The sequence below is a fragment of the Methylorubrum populi genome (assembly GCA_036946625.1).
GTDB classification, from domain to species: domain Bacteria; phylum Pseudomonadota; class Alphaproteobacteria; order Rhizobiales; family Beijerinckiaceae; genus Methylobacterium; species Methylobacterium populi_C.
The window spans coordinates 413,520-433,036 of the sequence record JAQIIU010000002.1 but is presented as its reverse complement, the minus strand read 5'-3'; the positions used below and the strand labels follow the sequence as shown (position 1 = coordinate 433,036).

General features: G+C 70.1%; 20 protein-coding genes, 1 tRNA gene and 1 pseudogene. 11 read left to right on the top strand and 11 right to left on the bottom strand.

What is annotated here, in order from left to right; all coding sequences use genetic code 11:
- Positions 1-65: 65 nt before the first annotated feature.
- The 3 genes from PGN25_03765 (at position 66) to PGN25_03755 (ending at position 2,254) form a co-directional block, all read left to right on the top strand.
- Positions 66-923 (top strand): S49 family peptidase, encoded by an 858-nt coding sequence (locus PGN25_03765; protein MEH3116730.1) that lies wholly within the window; start codon positions 66-68, stop codon positions 921-923.
- A gap of 302 nt (positions 924-1,225) precedes the next feature.
- The gene (locus PGN25_03760; GenBank protein ID MEH3116729.1) at positions 1,226-1,690 is read left to right on the top strand and encodes a nuclear transport factor 2 family protein; all 465 of its coding nucleotides are present in this window, start codon (positions 1,226-1,228) and stop codon (positions 1,688-1,690) included.
- A 3-nt stretch (positions 1,691-1,693) separates the two neighbouring features.
- Positions 1,694-2,254, top strand: a complete 561-nt coding sequence (locus PGN25_03755; protein MEH3116728.1) for a TetR/AcrR family transcriptional regulator — start codon at positions 1,694-1,696, stop codon at positions 2,252-2,254.
- Positions 2,255-2,263: 9 nt separating this feature from the next.
- Here PGN25_03755 and PGN25_03750 read toward each other — a convergent pair whose 3' ends face one another.
- Positions 2,264-2,506 (bottom strand): hypothetical protein, encoded by a 243-nt coding sequence (locus PGN25_03750; protein MEH3116727.1) that lies wholly within the window; start codon positions 2,504-2,506, stop codon positions 2,264-2,266.
- A 257-nt stretch (positions 2,507-2,763) separates the two neighbouring features.
- Here PGN25_03750 and PGN25_03745 point away from each other — a divergent pair, with 257 nt between their 5' ends.
- From PGN25_03745 to PGN25_03735, 3 genes are all read left to right on the top strand, one after another.
- The gene (locus PGN25_03745; GenBank protein ID MEH3116726.1) at positions 2,764-2,922 is read left to right on the top strand and encodes a hypothetical protein; all 159 of its coding nucleotides are present in this window, start codon (positions 2,764-2,766) and stop codon (positions 2,920-2,922) included.
- A 283-nt stretch (positions 2,923-3,205) separates the two neighbouring features.
- The gene (locus PGN25_03740) at positions 3,206-4,144 is read left to right on the top strand and encodes a glycine--tRNA ligase subunit alpha (GenBank protein ID MEH3116725.1); all 939 of its coding nucleotides are present in this window, start codon (positions 3,206-3,208) and stop codon (positions 4,142-4,144) included.
- A gap of 92 nt (positions 4,145-4,236) precedes the next feature.
- Complete coding sequence (locus tag PGN25_03735; protein ID MEH3116724.1) at positions 4,237-6,132, top strand: PhoX family phosphatase; 1,896 nt, start codon at positions 4,237-4,239, stop codon at positions 6,130-6,132.
- A 461-nt stretch (positions 6,133-6,593) separates the two neighbouring features.
- Here the strand turns inward: PGN25_03735 and PGN25_03730 are convergent, their stop codons facing one another.
- Positions 6,594-6,962, bottom strand: coding sequence for a hypothetical protein (locus PGN25_03730; GenBank protein MEH3116723.1), 369 nt, complete (start codon positions 6,960-6,962; stop codon positions 6,594-6,596).
- 161 nt (positions 6,963-7,123) lie between these two features.
- On the opposite strand from PGN25_03730, the gene PGN25_03725 reads away from it, so the two are divergent.
- Positions 7,124-7,444, top strand: coding sequence for a hypothetical protein (locus PGN25_03725; protein ID MEH3116722.1), 321 nt, complete (start codon positions 7,124-7,126; stop codon positions 7,442-7,444).
- Entirely contained in the window at positions 7,437-9,686 is a 2,250-nt protein-coding gene (glyS, locus tag PGN25_03720) for a glycine--tRNA ligase subunit beta (protein ID MEH3116721.1), read from the top strand. The genes PGN25_03725 and glyS overlap by 8 nt, the downstream gene beginning before the upstream one ends.
- Before the next feature lie 306 nt (positions 9,687-9,992).
- Here the strand turns inward: glyS and PGN25_03715 are convergent, their stop codons facing one another.
- The 3 genes and pseudogenes from PGN25_03715 to PGN25_03705 all read right to left on the bottom strand — a co-directional run bounded on the left by PGN25_03715 (position 9,993) and on the right by PGN25_03705 (position 12,546).
- Positions 9,993-11,885 (bottom strand): tetratricopeptide repeat protein, encoded by a 1,893-nt coding sequence (locus PGN25_03715; GenBank protein ID MEH3116720.1) that lies wholly within the window; start codon positions 11,883-11,885, stop codon positions 9,993-9,995.
- Positions 11,886-12,016: 131 nt separating this feature from the next.
- Positions 12,017-12,282 (bottom strand): annotated as a pseudogene (locus PGN25_03710) (hypothetical protein).
- Between the two features lie 51 nt (positions 12,283-12,333).
- Positions 12,334-12,546, bottom strand: coding sequence for a hypothetical protein (locus PGN25_03705; GenBank protein ID MEH3116719.1), 213 nt, complete (start codon positions 12,544-12,546; stop codon positions 12,334-12,336).
- A 463-nt stretch (positions 12,547-13,009) separates the two neighbouring features.
- Here PGN25_03705 and PGN25_03700 point away from each other — a divergent pair, with 463 nt between their 5' ends.
- The gene (locus tag PGN25_03700; GenBank protein ID MEH3116718.1) at positions 13,010-13,249 is read left to right on the top strand and encodes a hypothetical protein; all 240 of its coding nucleotides are present in this window, start codon (positions 13,010-13,012) and stop codon (positions 13,247-13,249) included.
- Between the two features lie 71 nt (positions 13,250-13,320).
- Here the strand turns inward: PGN25_03700 and PGN25_03695 are convergent, their stop codons facing one another.
- Complete coding sequence (locus tag PGN25_03695; GenBank protein ID MEH3116717.1) at positions 13,321-14,649, bottom strand: LLM class flavin-dependent oxidoreductase; 1,329 nt, start codon at positions 14,647-14,649, stop codon at positions 13,321-13,323.
- Positions 14,650-14,810: 161 nt separating this feature from the next.
- Between PGN25_03695 and PGN25_03690 the strand changes: the two genes are divergently transcribed.
- Complete coding sequence (locus PGN25_03690) at positions 14,811-15,788, top strand: SPFH domain-containing protein (GenBank protein MEH3116716.1); 978 nt, start codon at positions 14,811-14,813, stop codon at positions 15,786-15,788.
- A 135-nt stretch (positions 15,789-15,923) separates the two neighbouring features.
- Here the strand turns inward: PGN25_03690 and PGN25_03685 are convergent, their stop codons facing one another.
- The 3 genes from PGN25_03685 to PGN25_03675 form a co-directional block, all read right to left on the bottom strand.
- Positions 15,924-16,235 (bottom strand): ETC complex I subunit, encoded by a 312-nt coding sequence (locus PGN25_03685; GenBank protein ID MEH3116715.1) that lies wholly within the window; start codon positions 16,233-16,235, stop codon positions 15,924-15,926.
- Positions 16,236-16,263: 28 nt separating this feature from the next.
- Positions 16,264-16,340: transfer RNA gene (locus tag PGN25_03680), tRNA-Pro, on the bottom strand.
- 123 nt (positions 16,341-16,463) lie between these two features.
- Positions 16,464-16,679 carry a hypothetical protein gene (locus PGN25_03675; protein MEH3116714.1) on the bottom strand — a complete coding sequence of 72 codons (216 nt, stop codon included), beginning with the start codon at positions 16,677-16,679 and terminating at the stop codon, positions 16,464-16,466.
- 169 nt (positions 16,680-16,848) lie between these two features.
- Between PGN25_03675 and PGN25_03670 the strand changes: the two genes are divergently transcribed.
- Positions 16,849-17,556, top strand: coding sequence for a glutathione S-transferase N-terminal domain-containing protein (locus tag PGN25_03670; GenBank protein MEH3116713.1), 708 nt, complete (start codon positions 16,849-16,851; stop codon positions 17,554-17,556).
- Between the two features lie 9 nt (positions 17,557-17,565).
- Here PGN25_03670 and PGN25_03665 read toward each other — a convergent pair whose 3' ends face one another.
- Positions 17,566-18,432, bottom strand: coding sequence for an NAD(P)-dependent oxidoreductase (locus PGN25_03665; protein MEH3116712.1), 867 nt, complete (start codon positions 18,430-18,432; stop codon positions 17,566-17,568).
- A gap of 35 nt (positions 18,433-18,467) precedes the next feature.
- Positions 18,468-19,481: an alpha/beta hydrolase gene (locus tag PGN25_03660; GenBank protein ID MEH3116711.1), complete on the bottom strand. Its 1,014-nt coding sequence runs from the start codon at positions 19,479-19,481 to the stop codon at positions 18,468-18,470.
- Positions 19,482-19,517 lie beyond the last annotated feature (36 nt).

Genomic DNA, 19,517 nt, shown 5'->3' with positions numbered 1-19,517 from the left:
TAACGGAGGATACTCCCTGCAACGACGCCGCGCTCGTTCGCTGCGCGTCCCGCGAAGACGCCCCCATGCCGCTGACCGTCCCGACCTGGATGCGCTTCCTCCTGCCTCGCCGCTTCCGGAAATCCGCCCCGCGGGTGGCGGTGGTGCGGCTGAGCGGGGCGATCGGCGCGGTCTCGCCGATCCGGCCGGGCCTCTCCATCGCGACCGTGGCGCCGAGCCTGGAGCGCGCCTTCTCGGTGCCGGACGTGGCGGCGGTGGCGCTCGTCATCAACTCGCCCGGCGGCTCGCCGGTGCAGTCGCACCTGATCTTCCGGCGCATCCGGGCTCTGGCCACGGAGAAGAAGGTGCCGGTCTTCGCCTTCGTCGAGGATGCCGCGGCCTCGGGCGGCTACATGATCGCCTGCGCCGCCGACGAGATCGTGGCCGACCCCGCCTCGCTCGTCGGCTCGATCGGGGTGGTCTCGGCCGGGTTCGGCTTCGACCGGCTGATCGAGCGCATCGGCGTCGAGCGGCGCGTCCACACGCAAGGGGAGGCGAAGGCGATGCTCGATCCCTTCCGCCCCGAGAACCCGCAGGACGTCGCCCGACTGAAGGAGATCCAGGCCGACGTGCAGGCCCTGTTCACCGCGCTCGTGCGCGAGCGCCGGCCGAAGCTGGAGGCCGGCCGAGACCTCTTCACCGGCGCGGTCTGGACCGGGCGGCAGGCGTTCGATCTCGGCCTCGTCGACGCACTGGGCGATCTGCGCGGGACGCTGCGCGCCCGCTACGGCGACGACGTGGACCTGCGCCTCGTCGCCGAGACCCGCGGCTCCTGGCTCGCTCGCCTGTTGCGCCGGGCCGGCCCGGGCCAGACCGCCGGGCTCCCCGACGCGCTGATCGCGGCGATCGAGGAGCGCGCCGCCTGGGCGCGGCTCGGCCTGTAGCCGCGTCGCCCGGTTCCGCATCCACTCGTCGAGCTTGAGCCGGAAGGCTTCGTCGCGGCTGCTGGTTCATCCCGAGCTCGTCGACCCGATCGAGGGTCGCGAAGAAGCGGTCGATGTCCGCACGGATCGCTTCGGTGGCGGCGCGCCGCTCCGGCGTATCGGCCATCGCGGCCATCCGGTCGGCCGCCTCGCCTGTCTCGGTCATGCCGGCCTGTGCGGGCGGCATGCCCTCGCTTGCCGGTGCACGGAAAACTCTGTACCGATCGGTCCGTACTTGACCGAACAGTCCAGAGAGGTCCGCGATGTCACGTCCGCCGCTGCCGCCCTTCACCGCCGAGACCGCCGCCCGGAAGGCGCGCATGGCCGAGGATGCCTGGAACAGCCGCGATCCGGAGCGGGTGACGCAGGCCTACACGCCCGACAGCGTCTGGCGGAACCGCGCCGAGTTCATCCGCGGCCGCGAGGAGATCGCCGCGTTCCTGCGACGGAAATGGGCGCGGGAGTTGGAGTACCGGCTGATCAAGGAGGTCTGGGCCCATCAGGACAACCGCATCGCCGTGCGCTTCGCCTACGAGTGGCGCGACGACAGCGGGCAGTGGTTCCGCTCATACGGCAACGAGAACTGGGAGTTCGACGAGGCCGGCCTGATGCGCCGCCGGATCGCCTCCATCAACGACCTGCCGATCGCGGAAGCGGACCGGACGTATCGCTGGCCGCTCGGCCGCCGCCCGGACGACCATCCGTCCCTGACCGACCTGGGGCTGTAGCGCGTGGCGCGCACCGTCGCCGAGCGGTCGGACGTGCTGCCGCGGCTCGCGGAGGTGTTTCGCGAGCACGGCTACGAGGGGGCGAGCCTGTCGCTGATCGCCCGGGCGACGGGGCTCGGCAAGGGCAGCCTCTACCACTTCTTTCCCGGCGGGAAGGCGGAGATGGCGCAGGCCGTGCTCGCCGAGATCGACGGCTGGTTCGAGGCCAACGTCTTCCGCGCCTTGCGCGAAGCGGACGATCCGGACCGGGCCGTGGCCGCGATGTTCACGACGGTGAGCGATTACTTCCGATCGGGCCGCCGCGTCTGCCTCGTCGGCGCCCTCAGCCTGAGCGACGCCCGCGACCGGTTCGCGGGCGCGCTCCGAGGTTATTTCATCCGCTGGGTGGACGCTCTGGCCGACGCCCTCACCCGCGCCGGTCATCCGCCGGGAATCGCCGGCACGCTCGCGGACGAAACCGTCGGCGGCATTCAGGGGGCGCTGGTGCTGGCCCGCGCCCTCGACCGGCCGGAAGTGTTCGAGCGGATCGTGTCGGGGCTGCGGGAGCGCTGCCTCCGCTCCTGATGCCCTCGTTCAGCGGGTGCAGCCGGCAGGGGCGGCGTAGCCGCTATAGACCACGCGCACCTTGCGGGCGCAGGTCTCGGCGGCCGGCATCGCCGCAACGGGCGCGACCTCGACCGGCGTCACCGCGACGGTCTTCTCGACGGTTTGGGCGCCATCCGGCGTGGCGAGCGCGTTCGAGGCACCGACGACGAGGGTCGTGGTGGCGAGCGAGGCCGCGACGAGGGCGGCGAAGACAGTCAATCCCTTGCGCATGATCTTCGAAACCGTTGTTTCCGCCCGCCGGACCGGCGAAGCGTGGCTGTTCCTTTGCCGCGTTAACTTGGGAGAAACCTTTGCCGTTCCCGCGCTGAAGGCTTGATCGGCAAAAAGATGTGCCGCCGCGCACGGGAGCAGGGGCGCCGCCGCATTCGACCGGGAACCCGGCCGGGTTCGCAATCGACGGATGACGCCCCATATACCGAGCACCCTCAGCGCAATCCCGTGCCTTGGGCGATCACGCGGAGGCCAGCATGGCGCATGCTCCGGACAAAGGGGGCGCACGCCCCGTCTCATCCTCGGACTTCAACGAGCGCGTGAAGCGTCTCCTGGCCGGCAGGCCCGAGACGCAGGTCACGCAGAAGGATCTCAAGAACCGGCGCAACTTCGCCCGGTCCGGTCCCAGGACGTAGGCGGACGGGGCCATCGCTCGAAGCCGCCTGAGCGGCTTCGCGGCGCGAAGAGCGCCGCGCGGAGCGGGCTTCTCAGGACCATGGTCCTGAGAAGCTTCGAGCGGAGCGAAAGCCCAAGGGGCCGAGATGTCCGCGGAGGCGGGCGCCGGCGACTGAGGCTGGCCAAGAAAAAACCAGGGCCATCGCTTGAAGCGATGGCCCTGGACGGGGCGGCGGGTTCGCTTGACACCCCGCCGCCCGCTCTTAAACGGTCCGGCTTCCTTTCCTCCTCGTCGGACCATCCATGTCGAGCGACGCCGACCTCTCGCCCACACGCTCGTTCCAGGGCCTGATCCTGACCCTGCAACGCTTCTGGGCGGCGCGGGGCTGCGTCATCCTCCAGCCCTACGACATGGAAGTGGGCGCCGGCACCTTCCACCCGGCCACCACCCTGCGGGCGCTCGGGCCCAAGCCCTGGAAGGCGGCCTACGTGCAGCCCTCGCGGCGGCCGAAGGACGGGCGCTACGGCGAGAACCCGAACCGGCTGCAGCACTACTACCAGTTCCAGGTCATCCTGAAGCCGAACCCGCCGAACCTCCAGGAACTCTACCTCGCCTCGTTGGAGGCGATCGGCGTCGATCTGAAGCTGCACGACATCCGCTTCGTCGAGGACGATTGGGAGAGCCCGACGCTCGGCGCCTGGGGCCTGGGCTGGGAATGCTGGTGCGACGGGATGGAGGTGAGCCAGTTCACCTACTTCCAGCAGGTCGCGGGCTTCGAGTGCGCGCCGGTGGCGGGCGAGCTGACCTACGGGCTGGAGCGCCTCGCGATGTACGTCCAGGGCGTCGAGAACGTCTACGACCTCAACTTCAACGGCGGCGAGGGTGACGACAAGGTCACCTACGGCGACGTGTTCCTCCAGGCCGAGCAGGAATATTCGCGCCACAACTTCGAGGCCGCGGACACGGCGATGCTGTTTCGCCACTTCGCCGACGCGGAGAAGGCCTGCCGCACCTACCTGGAGGCCGGCGCGCCCCAGTCGGAGGGCGCGCGCCATCGCATCGTGCAGCCGGCCTACGACCAGTGCATCAAGGCGAGCCACGTCTTCAACCTGCTCGACGCCCGCGGCGTGATCTCGGTCACCGAGCGGCAGAGCTACATCCTGCGCGTGCGCGAACTGGCCAAGGCCTGCGGCGCGGCGTGGCTGAGGACGGAAGCCGGCGGACACGCCGCGACAGCCTGAGCGACGCTCCCGATCCACGGCTCCGGCCGTCATCGAAGCGACATCTGCCCGGCGTAGCGCCCGTCCCGATTGCAAGACGGGAGACGCGCAGCATGTCCGACACCCCCCACGCGCCGAGCCTCGACGCGGTGATCGAGCGCCGCTTCTCCCGGCGCGACCTGATGCGCGGCTCGCTCGCCGCGGCTTTGGCCACCGGGGTCGGACCGCAGCTCGTCCCGTCCCCCGCCTCGGCCGCGGAGACACCGGCCTTCGACTTCCCCGAACTGTCGGCCGGCGTCGACGAGCACCTGCACGTGGCCGAGGGCTACGCGGCGCAGCCCCTGCTGCGCTGGGGTGACCCGCTGTTTCCCGACGCGCCCGCCTTCGACCCTCGCCGGCAGTCCGCGCGCGCCCAGGAGCGCCAGTTCGGCTACAACAACGACTTCGTCGGCTTCATCCCGCTCGACGATGCCGGCCGGCGCGGCCTGCTCGTGGTCAACCACGAGTACACCAACCCGGAACTGATGTTTCCGGGCCTCTCCGGCGCCGACCGCAGGAGCGTGGTCCTCTCGCTGAGCCCCGATCAGGTCGCGGTGGAGATGGCGGCCCATGGCGGCTCGGTGGTCGAGATCGTGCGGGAGGCCGAGGGCTGGCGCCCGGTGATCGGCTCGCCCTACACGCGGCGCATCACGGCGCAGACGCCCATCGACCTCACCGGCCCCGCCGCCGGCCATCCGCGCCTCGTGACGGAGGCCGATCCGAGCGGCCGGCGCGTGCTCGGCATGATCAACAACTGCTCGGGCGGCGTCACGCCCTGGGGCACGTGGCTCTCGGGCGAGGAGAACATCAACTACTATTTTTCCGGGGTTCTTCCCGAAGGGCATGGCGAGGCCGGCAACGCCAGGGCGATGGGCATGGGCAGCCAGCAATACGTCTGGAGCCGCTTCCACCCGCGCTTCGATCTCGCGCAGACGCCGAACGAGCCGAACCGCTTCGGCTGGGTGGTCGAGATCGATCCGTTCGATCCCGCCTCGACCCCGAAGAAGCGCACGGCGCTCGGCCGGTTCAAGCACGAGGGCGCGGCGGGCACGCGGACGCGCGACGGCCGCTACGCCGTCTATCTCGGCGACGACGAGCGCTTCCAGCACGTCTACCGCTTCGTGAGCCGAGACAGGGTGCAGCCCGAGCGCGGGGCGAACGCCGGCCTGCTCGATGCCGGCACGCTCAGCGTCGCCCGCTTCGAGCCCGACGGCACCGGCCTCTGGCTGCCGCTGGTCCACGGCCGCGGCGGGCTCGACGCGGGCGACGGCTTCGCTTCCCAGGCCGACGTGCTGATCGAGACCCGCCGCGCCGCCAAGCGGCTCGGCGCCACGCCGATGGACCGGCCCGAGGACATCGAGGCCAACCCGCGCACCGGCCGCGTCTACGTGATGCTGACCAACAACGTGAAGCGCGCGGCCGACCAGACCGACCCGGCCAACCCGCGCGGGCCCAACGCCTTCGGCCACGTCATCGAGATCGCCCCCGACGGCACCGACCACGGCGCCGAGACCTTCCGCTGGGAGGTGCTGGTGCGCTGCGGCGATCCGGCCAAGCCCGAGGTGCGGGCGAGCTTTTCCGCGCTCACCACCGCGAACGGCTGGTTCGGCATGCCCGACAACTGCACCGTCGACGGGCGCGGCCGCCTCTGGATCGCCACCGACGGCAACAACCGCCGCGCCACCGGCCGCGCCGACGGCATCTGGGCGGTGGAGACGGAAGGGCCGCGCCGGGGCACCGCGCGCCACTTCCTGCGGGTGCCGGTGGGCGCCGAGATGTGCGGCCCCTGCTTCACGCCGAACGACGAGACCTTCTTCGTTGCCGTCCAGCATCCCGGCGAGCCCGACGAGGAAGGGGCGCTGGGCTCCTACGAAAACCCCTCGACCCGCTGGCCGGATTTCTCGCCCGACCTGCCGCCCCGGCCGTCCGTGGTGGCGGTGACGCGGAAAGGGGGTGGACGGATCGGGTGATACCGTTTCCGATTGATCGCTTCGGGTTTCCCCCCACGCCGTCATCGCGAGCGGTCGCGAAGCAATCCAGGGCGCCACAGGTCCGGAAAGGGCGCGCCCTGGATCGCCACGGCTTCGCCTCGCAAGGACGGTGGAGAGGCCGAGGTCACCGACCGGATGGCGTATGAGAGCCTGTTTGACCGACCAACGTGTCTTCGTCAGGCAACGGCAAGGCGAGAGGAAAGCCCTGCTCCCATCCTGAACCCTCATCCTGAGGTGCCGGAGCGCAGCGGAGGCCTCGAAGGGTGTTCCAGGAATCGCGCGGGATCTGGAGCACCCTTCGAGGCCGCTCACGCGGCACCTCAGGATGAGGGGCGAGATGGGATCACCGCAGTCAAACAGGCTCTGACAGGTTGCAGCCCTCGGATTGTCATGGCCGACAATCCACGCCGCGTTGATGATCACAAACAGGGTGTTTGTGATCATCCGGACCGCACCGATTGCACTTCATGAAACGGGCCGACTTCGAGACATCCCCCAGCGGTCGCCTCGTCGCCACCGACCGGGGGCAGTGGGCCTTCGTGCCCCACGGCTTCCCGCCCGACTTCGATCTCGCGGTCCTGGCCGTGCCGATGGCGCGGGCCTCGCAACGGCTCGGCGAACTGAACGGGATCGGCCGGACGCTGCCCGATCCCTACCTGCTGATTCGTCCGCTTCAAGGTGCGGGAGGCCCTGACCTCATCCAGCGCGAGGACCGCGGGCCCATCCCCGATATCGTGGATGCGGCCCTGATCCACGACCAGTTCGAGACGATCCACCCCTTCTCCGACGGCAACGGGCACGTCGGGCACATGCTCATCACGCTCCACCTCTCCATGCGCGGCGTGATCCGCGAGCCGCTGCCTTATCTCAGCCCGGCCTTCGAGAGGCGTAAGGACGCGTACATCGACCGCAGTACGACGTGTCGCGCGACGGCGCGTGGGGGGCCTGGATCGCATTCTTCCTTGATGTCGTGTGCGAAGCCTGCGAAGCGACCATCGAGACGGCGGACGCGCTGCTCGCGCTCCAGGCGGACTACCACGCCCGCCTGCGCGAGGCGGGGCGCTCGGCCAATCTCGTCGCCCTCCTCGACCTGCTGTTCCGGCGGCAGGTCGTCACCATCCCCCAGGTCGCGGAGCATCTGGACGTGCAGTACCGCTCCGCGCAGCTCAACGTGGACGCGCTCGCGCGCGTCGGCATTCTCGAAGCGATCGTCGGCACCGCGAACCCGAAGTACTTCATCGCCCGCGGCATCCGCGACATCATCAACCAGACACCCGGCCGCAATGCCTGACCTCCTGCTCGAACTCCTCTCCGAAGAGATCCCCGCGCGCATGCAGCGGCGTGCGGCCGAGGATCTGAAGCGGCTCGTCACCGACGCGCTGGTCGAGCGCGGTTTCCTCTACGAGGGCGCCAAGGCCTTCGCCACGCCGCGGCGACTGGCGCTGCACGTGGCCGGGCTGCCGGCCCGCGGCGAGGCTTTGCGCGAGGAGCGGCGCGGGCCCCGGGTCGGCGCGCCCGAGGCCGCCGTGCAGGGTTTTTTGAGGGGCGCGGGACTCGACAGCCTCGATCAGGCCACCACCGTGACCGACCCGAAGAAGGGCGCGTTCTACCTCGCGGTGATCGAGCGGCCCGGCCGCGAGACGCTGGACGTGCTGGCCGAGATCATTCCGCACATCATCAGGAATTTTCCCTGGCCCAAATCGATGCATTGGGGCGATTACAGACCTGCCGGCAAGGCGCTGGTTCTGGGCGAAGGCATCCTCGACCGCGACACATTGGGTGGCGCGCCGGGTAAGAACACGCTGCGCTGGGTGCGCCCGCTGCAATCGATCGTGGCCACCTTCGGCCCCGAGACCGAGACGCCGGAGACGGTGCCGTTCGCGGTCGACGGGATCGCGGCCGGCACCACCACCCGCGGCCACCGCTTCCTCAGCCCGGACACGTTCGAGGTGCGCCGCTTCGACGATTACGTGCAGGCGCTGGAACGCGCCGACGTGATCCTCGACGCCGACCGGCGCAAGGACATCATCCTGCACGACGCGCGGGACCTCGCCTTCGCCCGCGGCCTCGACCTCGTGGAGGACGAAAGCCTGCTGGAAGAGGTGGCCGGGCTGGTGGAGCGGCCCGTGGTGCTGATGGGCTCGTTCGAGGAACGGTTTCTCGAAATTCCGGCGGAGGCGATCCGCGCCACCATCCGTGCCAACCAGAAGTGCTTCGTGCTGCGCAAGGGCGGCTCGGAGGAACTGGCGCCGGCCTTCCTCTTGGTCTCGAACCTCGTCGCCTCGGACGGCGGCACGGCGATCACCGCCGGCAACGAGCGCGTGGTCCGCGCCCGCCTCTCCGACGCGAAATTCTTCTGGGAGACCGACAAGGCCACGAAGTTGGAGGACCGGCTCCCGAAACTCGATACGATCGTCTTCCACGAAAGGCTCGGGACGCAGGGCGAGCGCGTCGCCCGCATCGCAGCACTCGCAAAAGAAATCGCGCCGCTGGTCGGCGCCGATCCGGCTTTGGCCGAGCGCGCGGCGCGGCTCGCCAAGGCCGACCTCGTCACCGAGATGGTCGGCGAGTTCCCCGAGCTCCAGGGCCTGATGGGCCGCAAGTATGCCGCGCTCCAGGGCGAGCCCGAGAGCGTCGCCGCGGCGATCGAGGAGCACTACAAGCCGGTCGGCCCGAGCGACCGCGTGCCGACCGACCCGGTCTCCATCGCCGTGGCGCTGGCCGACAAGCTCGACACGCTGGTGGGTTTCTGGGCGATCGACGAGAAGCCGACGGGGAGCAAGGACCCGTATGCGCTGCGGCGGGCGGCATTGGGCGTGATCCGCATTTTGTCGGAGCGGGAGCGTCCCATCCGTTTGTTGGGTCTCATAAGGTCTGCCGCCGAAAGACTGAACTATCTTGCCGATACGCTGGGGCTATACGATGAGATCCAGCATGATTCGGCGCACAAGCGCCGATCCGTGAAGCCCGAGGTTCTGGAAGCTCTTGCGCGCGAGCTCCTTTCGTTTTTCGCCGACCGCCTGAAAGGCTATCTCCGCGACCAGGGCGCCCGCCACGACCTGATCGATGCCGTCTTCGCCCTGCCCGGCCAAGTGCCCAGCCAGGACGACCTCCTGCTCGTCGTCCGCCGCGTCGAGGCGCTGGGCGAGTTCCTGGGCACGGATGACGGCAAGAACCTGCTCGCCGGCTACAAGCGCGCGGCCAACATCCTGCGCATCGAGGAGAAGAAGGACGGGCGCGCCTACGACGCCGCCCCCGATGCCGCGCTCGCGGCCGCCGGCCAGCCGGAGGAGCGGGCGCTCGCCGAAGCGCTGGCCGCCGCGCGGGCGGAAGCCTCCGCCGCCGTCGCCGCCGAGGATTTCGCCGGGGCGATGCGGGCGCTCTCGCGGCTGCGGGCGCCGGTCGATGCCTTCTTCGAGAAGGTGACCGTCAACGCCGACGATCCGGCCCTGCGGCAGAACCGGCTCCTGCTCCTCAACGCCTTGCGCGCGGCCACCCGCGAGGTGGCGGATTTCTCGCGCATCGAAGGCTGACGCGCCGGAGGCTTCGCCGCGCCGGCCGGCGATCACGGAAGGGTCGTGCGAAGCAGGCGACCGTCGCGATCCCGGATTGCTTCGGCCTCGCCTCGCAATGACGGTGTAGGTCTCCTTTTTCCGTCATTGCGAGCCGTCAGGCGAAGCAATCCGGGATCGCGACGACACCGGAGAAAGCATTCGGTCGGAACGACACCGTTCGTCAGCCGTGTTGCGGAACCGAGCAATCCAGTGCGCTGCCTGATCCAGGCGGCAATCGACACCCGGCGACCGGCCCGTCGCGCGGCGACGCCGCGCCGTGCCTGCCTAGTTCCTCGGCTTCTTGTCCGCAGCCCCCGGCGGCTCGCTCGGGGCGGGCGCGCCCTTCGGCAGTTCGGGGTTGTCCGGATTGTGCGGCGCCGCCACGGGGGCCGGCACGGCCTCGGCCGGGGCGGGCGGGTTCTCGGCGGTCGCCGTCGGCTTGTCCGGCTCGGGCAGGCCGTCCTTGAGCTTGGCGTTGATCTTGGCGAGATCGTCGGGCTCGGGGTTCAGGTCCTTGGCGTGCTGCCACTGGAACTTGCCCTCGAGCCGCCGGCCGGTGCGCCAGTAGGCATCGCCCAGATGGTCGTTGATGGTGGGATCGCCCGGCTTCAGCTCGACCGCCTTCTCCAGTTCGCGCACCGCATCGTCCCAGCGGCCGAGGCGGAAATAGGCCCAGCCGAGGCTGTCGATGATCATGCCGTCGCGAGGCGAGAGATCGACGGCCTGCTTCAGCATGGTGAAGCTCTCGTCGATGTTCATGTTCCGGTCGACCCAGGAATAGGCGAGGTAGTTCAGCACCTGCGCCTTGGCGTTCGGCTGGGTCGGCGGCACCAGGGTGAGCGCCTTCTTCAGGTCGGCCTCGGCCTTCTGCCACTCGCCGGCCCGCTCGTAGGCGGTGCCGCGGAAGTAGAACAGCGTCCAGTTGCTGGCTTCCTTGCCCGACTCGATCAGCTTGATCGCGCGGCTGTAGGTCTCGGTGGCCTCGGCGAATTTTTTCCGCGAGCGCTGCACGTTGCCGAGCGCCGAGATCACGTCGATGTCGTCGGGATGCGCCTTGAGCACCGCGTCGAGGTGCTGCAGCGCCTCCTCGCCCCGGCCCATCTGTTCGAGGTTCAGGCCGATCTGGATGTCGGCGTTGAGCTTGAGCGGGGAGGAGGCCGGGATCTGGGCGTAGGCCTCGTTCGAGCGCTCGGCCTGCTTCATCCGGTCGAGGGTGTCGGCCAGCGTCAGCCGGGCGACGGCGTGTTCGGGGGCGAGGTAGAGCGCGAGCCGCAGGTAGACGACCGCCGGCAGTTCGTCGCCCTGCGTCGAGCCCGCCGAGCCGAGCCCGTAGAGCACCTCCGCCGCGCCTTCCTGGGCAGAAGAAACCAGCGGCGAGAGCGGCTTGCCGGCCTTCAGCTTGTCGAGGGCGTCCACCACCAGGGGATGGCGCGGCATCACCTTCTCGAACTCGCTGTAGGCGTCGATGGCGAGGTCGGTGCGGCCGATGCCGGCCTCGAACCGGGCGTAGCCGTCGACGATGCGCAGGGTGTTGTGGTCGGCGTCGTAGGCCGCCTTCAGCTTGCGCTCCGCTTCGCCGCGGTCGCCGATGACGGAGGCGATCAGGCCGGCGTGGTAGTCGCGGAAGACGTTGAAGTAGCGCTCGCCGCGCAGGCGGTTCAGCGTCTCGTAGGCGCGCTTGCCGTCGCCGGCGCCGGCATAGGCCCAGGCGGTCAGCAGCGTCCCGGTGAGGTCGGCGGCGGCGCCCCGGCCGCTGCGGCTGAAGCTCTGGCGGGCGGGGCCGTACTGGCCGGCCTTGAGCTGGCGCACGCCGAGGGCGAGCTGGGCGAGGCCGTTCGAGCTTTCGCGGGTGGCCAGCCGCTCGGCGGCACGGAAGGCGTCGGTCATGGCGCCGTCGGCGAGCAGCGAGACGAAGGCGCGCTCCAGGAGTTCGGCGTTGCGCGGATCGCCCTTCACCGCCTCGCGGTAGAAGCTCGCGGCGGCGGCCGTGTCCTTCGAGGCGCCCGCGATGTAGGCCGAGAGGAAGTTGCCTTCGAGCGATTCCGCCGGCTCGTACTCGGAGAGCGGCGAGGATTCCCGCGGCTGCGCGGCCGCAGCCGGCAGCGTACCGAGGCCGGTCGAAGCGAGCAGCAGCAGGGCGAGCGCGGTGGCGCTCCGGCGGGCGGCGTATCCGAACATGGGCACCAGTCACGGCTCCTTCGCGGGACCGGCGGACGGGATTTCCTCCGGCCGGCTCCGGTTTGGCGGGGACACTGAACCCTTCCCGCCATGACCGCAAGGCGAAAGGATGGCGCGGGGGAAGCCCCCGCTCAGGCGTCGCCGCCGATCTCGGCGCGGGCATCCTCGACGAGTCGGGCGAGACCGGAATCGACCTCCGCGCCGGGAAGCGCGCGCTCGGCCGGCGTCAGATCCTTGGCCCAGAATCCTTGGCCCAGCCGCCGCCGAAACCCTCGCGGCAGCGCGCCCGCTCGGACTCGACATGGCCTCGCGTCGCCTCGGGCCGATCCCGCATCGCCTGCACGACCCCGAACCACGCCGGGCGCTCGACCACCGCGAGCCGGGCGCGCAACCGTATTTCGACGGCGCGCGCCGGATCGACCGGGCCCGCATCCCCCTCCGCCGTCGCCTATCGTTCCTTGCGCTGCTCGCAGCGGGTCTTCACGTAGGTGTCGGCGTCCGCGCCGCGGCCCGCGCTCGCGGCCAGCACCGGCCCCTGGATCAGGCATTCCTGCAACGTGTGCGCCGGACCGACGATGACGTCGAGAGCGGTCTCCCGCGAGCAGTCGGGCATCTGCACGGTGGAGGCGCAGACCAGAGCGACGACGAGGATCGGATTCATGGGGTTTTCAAGCTCCCTGCGCCGTCACCGACTCCTCGAACGGCGGAGCGTTCGGACACTCCGGCAGGCCGATGCGGCGCAGGAGCGTAGACCGGGACCGTCGCGGGCCGGAACCGGAAAACTCCCGAAAGCCTCGCCTGAGCCGATGCGTCACGGCAGCCCGTTCGGCTCGGCCCCGTCCGGCCGGGGCAGCGCAGGCGCCCGCAAGCCGGGGCGGTGGGGGAGGGCGCTGAATCCGGCGTCTCGGTCGATGCGATCGGCCGCCTGCCTCGCGGCCCCCCACCCGTCTCCGGCCGTTCCGCCTGAAAGTCGGGAGGTGGAACGAGGCTGCGGGCCCTGCCAAACCCATGATCGGCCTTCTGAATTCGCCGCCGCGAACAGGCTGCCCAAAAAAAGTCGCAAGGGAGGCCTGTCTTCGACGGATCGGACGAGGTCGTAACCACGTCGTTGCGAGGAGGCGGCAATGTCTTTCGATATCATTCTCACGCAATCCGCGCAGGAAATCGCAGAGAGAAGCGGCGCTCTTCCCGTTCTCGAAGAGCGGGCGCGGGACGAAATCGCGGAATTACCGGGCGAGGGCCTCGAAGAACTGGAGCGGCGCCTGTTTCATGCCTTCGCCCTCGACGACGGCACCGAAGTGATCTGTTCGCTGACCGCCGACGGCACGGTACGGATCGACGCCTGCGAAGCGGAGGCCGCCTGATCCGGGCTCGCCGCGCTCGCCGGCTTCACGGCTCTACGGGCTGACGAACGGGCGATGAACCGTGCTCCGGATCACGCGAAGAACCGGTTGTCCGGCCGTGCGAGCCCGAGATGCTCGCGCAGGGTGATGCCCTCGTACTCCGTGCGGAACAGGCCGCGGCGCTGCAGTTCCGGGACGACGCCGCCGCAGAAATCGTCCAGCCCCTCGGGCACGAAGGGGAACATGACGTTGAAGCCGTCGCACGCCTCGCCCTGCCGCCATTCCTGCATCCGGTCGGCGATCTGCTCGGGCGTCCCGACGAAGGTGAGCCCGCCATAGCCGCCGACGCGGCGGGCGAGTTCGCGCACGGTGGCGCCGGTGCGGCGGGCATAATCGACGATCTGGGCCTGCCCGCTCTTGCTGGCATTCGATTCCGGGATCTCGGGCAAGGGCGCATCGAGGTCGAAGCCGGAAGCGTCGGTGCCGAGCCGGACCGAGAGGTTGGCGAGCCCGCTCTCCACCGGCACCAGCGCGTCGAGCCGCGCCTTCTTCGTCCTGGCCTCCTCTTCCGTGCCGCCGACCACGACGAAGGCCCCGGGCAGGATCTTGAGGGCATCGCGAGGGCGGCCGGCCGTCTCCATCCGGCCCTTCACGTCGGCGTAGAACCTTTGGCCGGCCTCCAGCGAGGAGGCCGAGCCGAACACCATCTCGGCGGTCTCGGCCGCGATCTGGCGGCCGGCCTCGGAGGCGCCCGCCTGCACGATCGCCGGCCAGCCCTGGACCGGTCGCGCCACGTTGAGCGGCCCCTTCACCTTCAGGAATTCGCCCTTGTGGTTCAGGGTGCGGAGCCTGTCCGGATCGAAGAACAGCCCGGCTTCGACATCGCGCAGGAACGCGTCGTCGGCCCAGGAATCCCACAGGCCCGTCACGACCTCGAAGAACTCGCGCGCCCGTGCGTAGCGGGTGGCGTGGTCGAGATGGGCGTCGCGGCCGAAGTTCAGCGCCTCGTCGGGATTGCCGGAGGTCACGAGGTTCCAGCCGGCGCGGCCCTTCGAGATGTGGTCGAGCGAGGCGAACTTGCGGGCGACGTGGTAGGGCTCGTTGTAGGTGGTGGAGGCGGTGGCGATCAGTCCGATCCGCTCGGTCACCATGGCGAGCGCCGGCAGCAGCGTCAGCGGGTCGAACGAGGTGACGGTGGCCGAGCGCTTCAGCGCTTCCATCGGCATGTTCATCACCGCGAGATGGTCGGCCATGAAGAAGGCGTCGAACTTGGCCGCCTCCAGCGTCCGAATGAAGCGCACGAGGTGGTCGAGGTTGAAGTTCGCGTCCGGGAAGCCGCCGGGATAGCGCCACCACGCGGTGTGGATGCCGACCGGGCGCATGAAGGCGCCCAGATGGAGTTTTTTCGCGGGTTCGCTCACGACGGCCTCCACGGGATGCAAGCGCTCGAAGCTCCGATATGCCGCGTCCGTCTCCCCCGGCACAACCGGGACGGCGGTCGATCCCGCGCGCCTCGGGCTTGCAAGACAGGCCACCGAGCCCGCACAAGGCTCGCGACAGCGCGGCTTGAACGGGGACAGGCATGGCGGGACCGGCAACCGAAGCGCGGGCGACGCAGGACGTGCCCTATCGCGCGCTCAACGGCTGGCTGGCGCTCGGCCTCGCCATCCCCTGTCTCGGCCTGGGTGCCCTGGCCTTCCTCGGCGGCGGCGTGCTGATGCTCGGCCGCGGCAGCGTCGGCCCCGCCTTCCTGCTGGCGGCGGCGGTGGCGCTCGTCGCCGGCATCGTGCTGCTCGCCGGGCTGATCACCCTGAAACCGCGGCAGGCCGCCGTGCTGACCCTGTTCGGGCGCTATCACGGCACCATCGCCCGGGACGGATTCTGGTGGCGCAACCCGCTCACCGCCGTCGCCAAGGTTTCCCTCGCCACGGAAGCGCAGGAGACCAAGATCATCACCGTCAACGACCTGATGGGCAACCCGATCACCATCGCGGCGGCCGCGATCTGGCGGGTGCAGGACGCGGCGCGCGCCACCTTCGACGTCGGCAGCTACCGCGACTTCGTCGCGCTCCAGGCGGAGGCGGCCCTGCGCAACATCGCCTCGACCCGGCCCTACGACCACGAGGAGGCCGAGAATCTCGGCCAGGAGGCGGGCGACGCCAAGCGACGGCTGGCCGAGAAGGCCGCCCGCGTCGCCTCGCTCCGGGCCGACCGCGACGCGATCCACGGCGACCTGATCGCCGAACTGGGCGCGCGGGCCGCGGTGTCCGGCGTGGTGGTGGAGGACGTGCGGCTCACCCATCTCGCCTACGCGCCGGAGATCGCGGGCGCGATGCTCAAGCGCCAGCAGGCCGGCGCCATCATCGCCGCCCGCCGCCAGATCGTGGAGGGCGCGGTGGCGATCGTGCGCGACACCATCGCCCGGCTGGAACGGCCCGAGGACGGCCATCCCGGCATCGCCTTCGACGACCAGGGCCGCGCCAGCATGGCGCAGAACATGCTGATCATGATCGTCGGCGACCGGGAGGCGACGCCGGTGGTGAGCCTGGGGAAGGGGTGACGCCGGGCATCGTCGGCGGTCGGACCGGCACGGCGATCGAGGGGCGCCCGGCCGACGCCGCCGATGGCCTCGGTGTTCGGATATGGCTTACCCGAAGCCGCCCGGATCCGGTCGGCGTCCCAGCGGCGAGCCCCTTCAATGCGTCCAGGGCGCCGTGCGGTTGAACTTGAAATTGTCGGAGTAGGACAGGCCCTTGCGCGCGATCGGGGGAGGTGTTTCCTCGACGCGATAGGCGATGCCGGCGGATCGGGCGTAGGCGACCGCCTCCTCGGCGGTGTCGAATTCGAGCCGCACCTGCTGCAGCATGTCGGAGGAGCCGGTCCAGCCCATCAGCGGGTCGGTCTCGCGCGGGGCGGTCTGGTCGAACTCCAGAACCCACTGCTTGGTGCGGGCGAGCCCGGACTGCGAGGGATCCTTGGCGGGACGGTAGATGCGGGCGCTCGACATCGGACGGCTGACGTCTCCGGGGAAGAGATGGTCGGGGCGATAGGATTCGAACCTACGACCCTCTGCTCCCAAAGCAGATGCGCTACCAGACTGCGCTACACCCCGACGCTGTGAGGGAGATACCGTCTCAGTTCACGGCCGGCAAGGGATACGATCGGGCGCCCAGGGCCGCGAGCGCGGGTCAAAAGCCGTCAACCCGGATTCGGAGCCCCGACCGGGCGCCGCCCGTCAAACGAGGATGTCGAGGACGCGCTTCTCGGATTCGATCGAGGATTTCAGCACGGCCGTGTTCACGGCCACGCCGAAACTCGCGGAAGCGGTCTCCGTGACCGCCGCGACCGGCTCGGCGGCCGATCCGGGCGAGGCGACGCGGGCGGCCGCTCCGTCGAAGCGCTGGAGGGCGGCGCTCAAGCCCGCCGAACCCGTGGAAATTGCCGAGACCATCGATCGCTCCCTGTCCGCGTACGGTCAGCTCTGCACGGAAGGGGTGAAGGCTTGGTTCAGATCGCTCGCGCAAATCGACCGAACGGCTCGGCTTGACCGGGCCGGCCGCCCATCCCACCTCGCCGCTGTCCGGTTGCGGCCCCCGCGGGCCCGGAGATGAGGCGTAGCGATGATCGATCTGCACTACTGGCCGACCCCGAACGGCCACAAGGTGACGCTGTTTCTGGAAGAGGCAGGCCTGCCCTACACGGTCCATCCGGTGGATATCGGCAAGGGCGCGCAGTTCGCCCCCGCCTTCCTGAAGATCGCGCCGAACAACCGCATGCCGGCCATCGTCGACCACGAGCCCGCCGACGGCGGCGCGCCGGTCTCGCTGTTCGAGTCGGGGGCGATCCTGCTCTACCTCGCGGAGAAGACCGGGCGTTTCCTGCCCGCCGACCTGCGCGGCCGGGCCGAGACCCTGCAATGGCTGTTCTGGCAGATGGGCGGGCTCGGGCCGATGCTCGGCCAGAACCACCATTTCTCGCAATACGCGCCGGAGAGGATCCCCTACGCCATCGAGCGCTACGTCAAGGAGACGAACCGCCTCTACGGCGTGCTCGACCGGCGGCTCGCGGACCGGGCCTTCGTCGCCGGCGCCGACTACACCATCGCCGACATGGCGGCCTATCCCTGGATCGTGCCGTGGGAGAAGCAGGGCCAGCGCCTCGACGAGCATCCGAACCTGAAGCGCTGGTTCGAGGCGATCGCCGCGCGCCCCGCCACCAAGGCGGCTTATGCCCACGCCGCCGAGGTCAACCCGACCCACGGCCAGCCGATGAGCGAGGACGCGAAGAAGGTGATGTTCGGCCAGACCGCGGCGAACACCAGGCGGTAGGGCCTAAGCTCAGCGCCCGCTGCGCCGGGCGGCCACCGTGGCGAGTCCCGCAAAGTCCTTGTCGCCGTCGCCGTGGGCGATGGCGTCGAGGAGGTTGTCGCGCAGGACGCTGGCGAACGGCATCGGCACGTTGACGGCCTCGCTGGCGGCCAGCGCGAGACGAACGTCCTTCAGGCCGAGCCGCATGGTGAAGCCCGGCGGCTCGTAGCGCCCCTCCATGATCATCGCGCCGTAGTTCCTGTAGACCGGCGAGGCGAACAGGGTGCCGGTGAGCATCTCCAGCACCTCGGCCCCGGGAATGCCGTGGCCTTCGGCGAAGGCCGCCGCCTCGCCCATGGCCTCGATGGCCGAGACGAGCATGAAGTTGCCCGCGAGCTTGACGGCGTTCGCCCGCTCGGGCTCGGCGCCGAAACGCCAGGTCTTGCTGCCCATGGCGTCGAACAGCGGCTGCACCTTCGCCACGGCGCCGTCGTCGCCCGCGGCGATGATGTTGAGCGCCCCCTTTTCCGCGGCGTCCGGCCGGCCGAAGACCGGAGCGGAGACGTATGGCACGCCGGCCCGCCCGTGGATTGCCGCCAGTTCCTTGGCGAGCGCCACCGAGATCGTCGACATGCCGACATGGACGCCGGGGCGCTGCCCGGAATCGAGCAGGCCGCCCTCGACGGTGACGGCGCGCAGGGCCGCATCGTCGGCGAGCATGGTGATCACGGCATCCCCGGAAAAGGCCTCGGCCGCGCTGCCCACGGGCTCGGCGCCCTCGACCGCCTTCGCCGCTTCGGCCGAGCGGTTCCAGACCCGCACCCGGTGGCCCGCCGCGACGAGCCGCGCCGCCATCGCCCGGCCCATGCGGCCGAGCCCGATGAAACCGACATCCATGTCCGCCTCCCGATCCCGAACGGTGCGACGCCCGCTCAATGCGTGTTGAGGAATTCCAGCGTCAGGGTGTTGAACATCTCGGTCGCCTCCATGTGGACGAGGTGGCCGACATTGTTGATCACCTCGGCGCGTCCGTTCGGCATCCGGCCGGCCAGCGCCCGGGCATGGCCGGTGTTGTCGCCCATGCCGGAGCGCAGCTCGGCCGGCGCGAAGCCCTTGCCCGGCGCGTTGTGGTCGTTGGCGCCCATGACGAACAGGGTCGGCGCCCTGACGAGCGGGATCTCGTGGACCACCGGCTGGCCCCAGATCATCTGGTAGGAATTCACGAAGGACCTGAGCCAGCGCGGATACTCGCCCGACCCCTTCACCCGCTCCCGGATCGACACGAACGGCTCGATCGCCGCAGCGGGAATCGAGAGCGCGTAGCTCGTCACGAGCTGCTTGCGATAGGCCTCTGCGCCGAGGTCCGCCTCGCGCGTCATCAGCGTCTCGTCGGAGACCGGCGGCACGGTGAAGCGGTAATCCTCGAGCCCGATCGGCGCCTCCAGCACGAGGCTGTTGACCCGCTGCGGGGCGTTGCGGGCGAGGCGCACCGCGAGCATGCCGCCCATGGAATGGGCCACCACGTCGAAGCGCTGGATCTTCAGGCCGTCGGCGAGCGCCAGGGTGTCGGCGGCCATCCGGTCGAAGGTGAAGGCGCCGACCGGTTTCGAGGACTTGCCGAAGCCGAGCTGATCGGGGACCACCACCCGGTAGCCCGCGTTCGAGAGGGCGCGGATCACCGGCTCCCAGTAGCTCGAAGGGAAGTTGCGCCCGTGCAGCAGCAGCACCGTGCGGCCGTTGGCGTTGTCGGCGGGCGGCACGTCCATGTAGGCGAGGCGCTGAGCCTCGCCGTCGCGGCCGAGCGGGAGGAAGCGCACCGGGAAGGGATAGGCGAACCCTTCGAGGCCGATACCGAGCGGCGTCGGCTGTTCCTCGGTGCGGCCCGGAGCGGCCGGCAGCAGGAGCAGGGGTGCGAGGCACAGCGCGAGGATCGGGGGGACGCGCATGTGAAACTCCGTCTCGGTCTGTTCGGCGGCCCGGTC

Bases quoted from the DNA above. Each gene is read 5' to 3' on its own strand.
- PGN25_03765 (MEH3116730.1), top strand. From the start codon at position 66: ATGCCGCTGACCGTCCCGACCTGGATGCGCTTCCTCCTGCCTCGCCGC.
- PGN25_03760 (MEH3116729.1), top strand. From the start codon at position 1,226: ATGTCACGTCCGCCGCTGCCGCCCTTCACCGCCGAGACCGCCGCCCGG.
- PGN25_03750 (MEH3116727.1), bottom strand. From the start codon at position 2,506: ATGCGCAAGGGATTGACTGTCTTCGCCGCCCTCGTCGCGGCCTCGCTC.
- PGN25_03745 (MEH3116726.1), top strand. From the start codon at position 2,764: ATGGCGCATGCTCCGGACAAAGGGGGCGCACGCCCCGTCTCATCCTCG.
- PGN25_03740 (MEH3116725.1), top strand. From the start codon at position 3,206: ATGTCGAGCGACGCCGACCTCTCGCCCACACGCTCGTTCCAGGGCCTG.
- PGN25_03735 (MEH3116724.1), top strand. From the start codon at position 4,237: ATGTCCGACACCCCCCACGCGCCGAGCCTCGACGCGGTGATCGAGCGC.
- glyS (MEH3116721.1), top strand. From the start codon at position 7,437: ATGCCTGACCTCCTGCTCGAACTCCTCTCCGAAGAGATCCCCGCGCGC.
- PGN25_03715 (MEH3116720.1), bottom strand. From the start codon at position 11,885: ATGTTCGGATACGCCGCCCGCCGGAGCGCCACCGCGCTCGCCCTGCTG.
- PGN25_03705 (MEH3116719.1), bottom strand. From the start codon at position 12,546: ATGAATCCGATCCTCGTCGTCGCTCTGGTCTGCGCCTCCACCGTGCAG.
- PGN25_03700 (MEH3116718.1), top strand. From the start codon at position 13,010: ATGTCTTTCGATATCATTCTCACGCAATCCGCGCAGGAAATCGCAGAG.
- PGN25_03690 (MEH3116716.1), top strand. From the start codon at position 14,811: ATGGCGGGACCGGCAACCGAAGCGCGGGCGACGCAGGACGTGCCCTAT.
- PGN25_03685 (MEH3116715.1), bottom strand. From the start codon at position 16,235: ATGTCGAGCGCCCGCATCTACCGTCCCGCCAAGGATCCCTCGCAGTCC.
- PGN25_03675 (MEH3116714.1), bottom strand. From the start codon at position 16,679: ATGGTCTCGGCAATTTCCACGGGTTCGGCGGGCTTGAGCGCCGCCCTC.
- PGN25_03670 (MEH3116713.1), top strand. From the start codon at position 16,849: ATGATCGATCTGCACTACTGGCCGACCCCGAACGGCCACAAGGTGACG.
- PGN25_03665 (MEH3116712.1), bottom strand. From the start codon at position 18,432: ATGGATGTCGGTTTCATCGGGCTCGGCCGCATGGGCCGGGCGATGGCG.
- PGN25_03660 (MEH3116711.1), bottom strand. From the start codon at position 19,481: ATGCGCGTCCCCCCGATCCTCGCGCTGTGCCTCGCACCCCTGCTCCTG.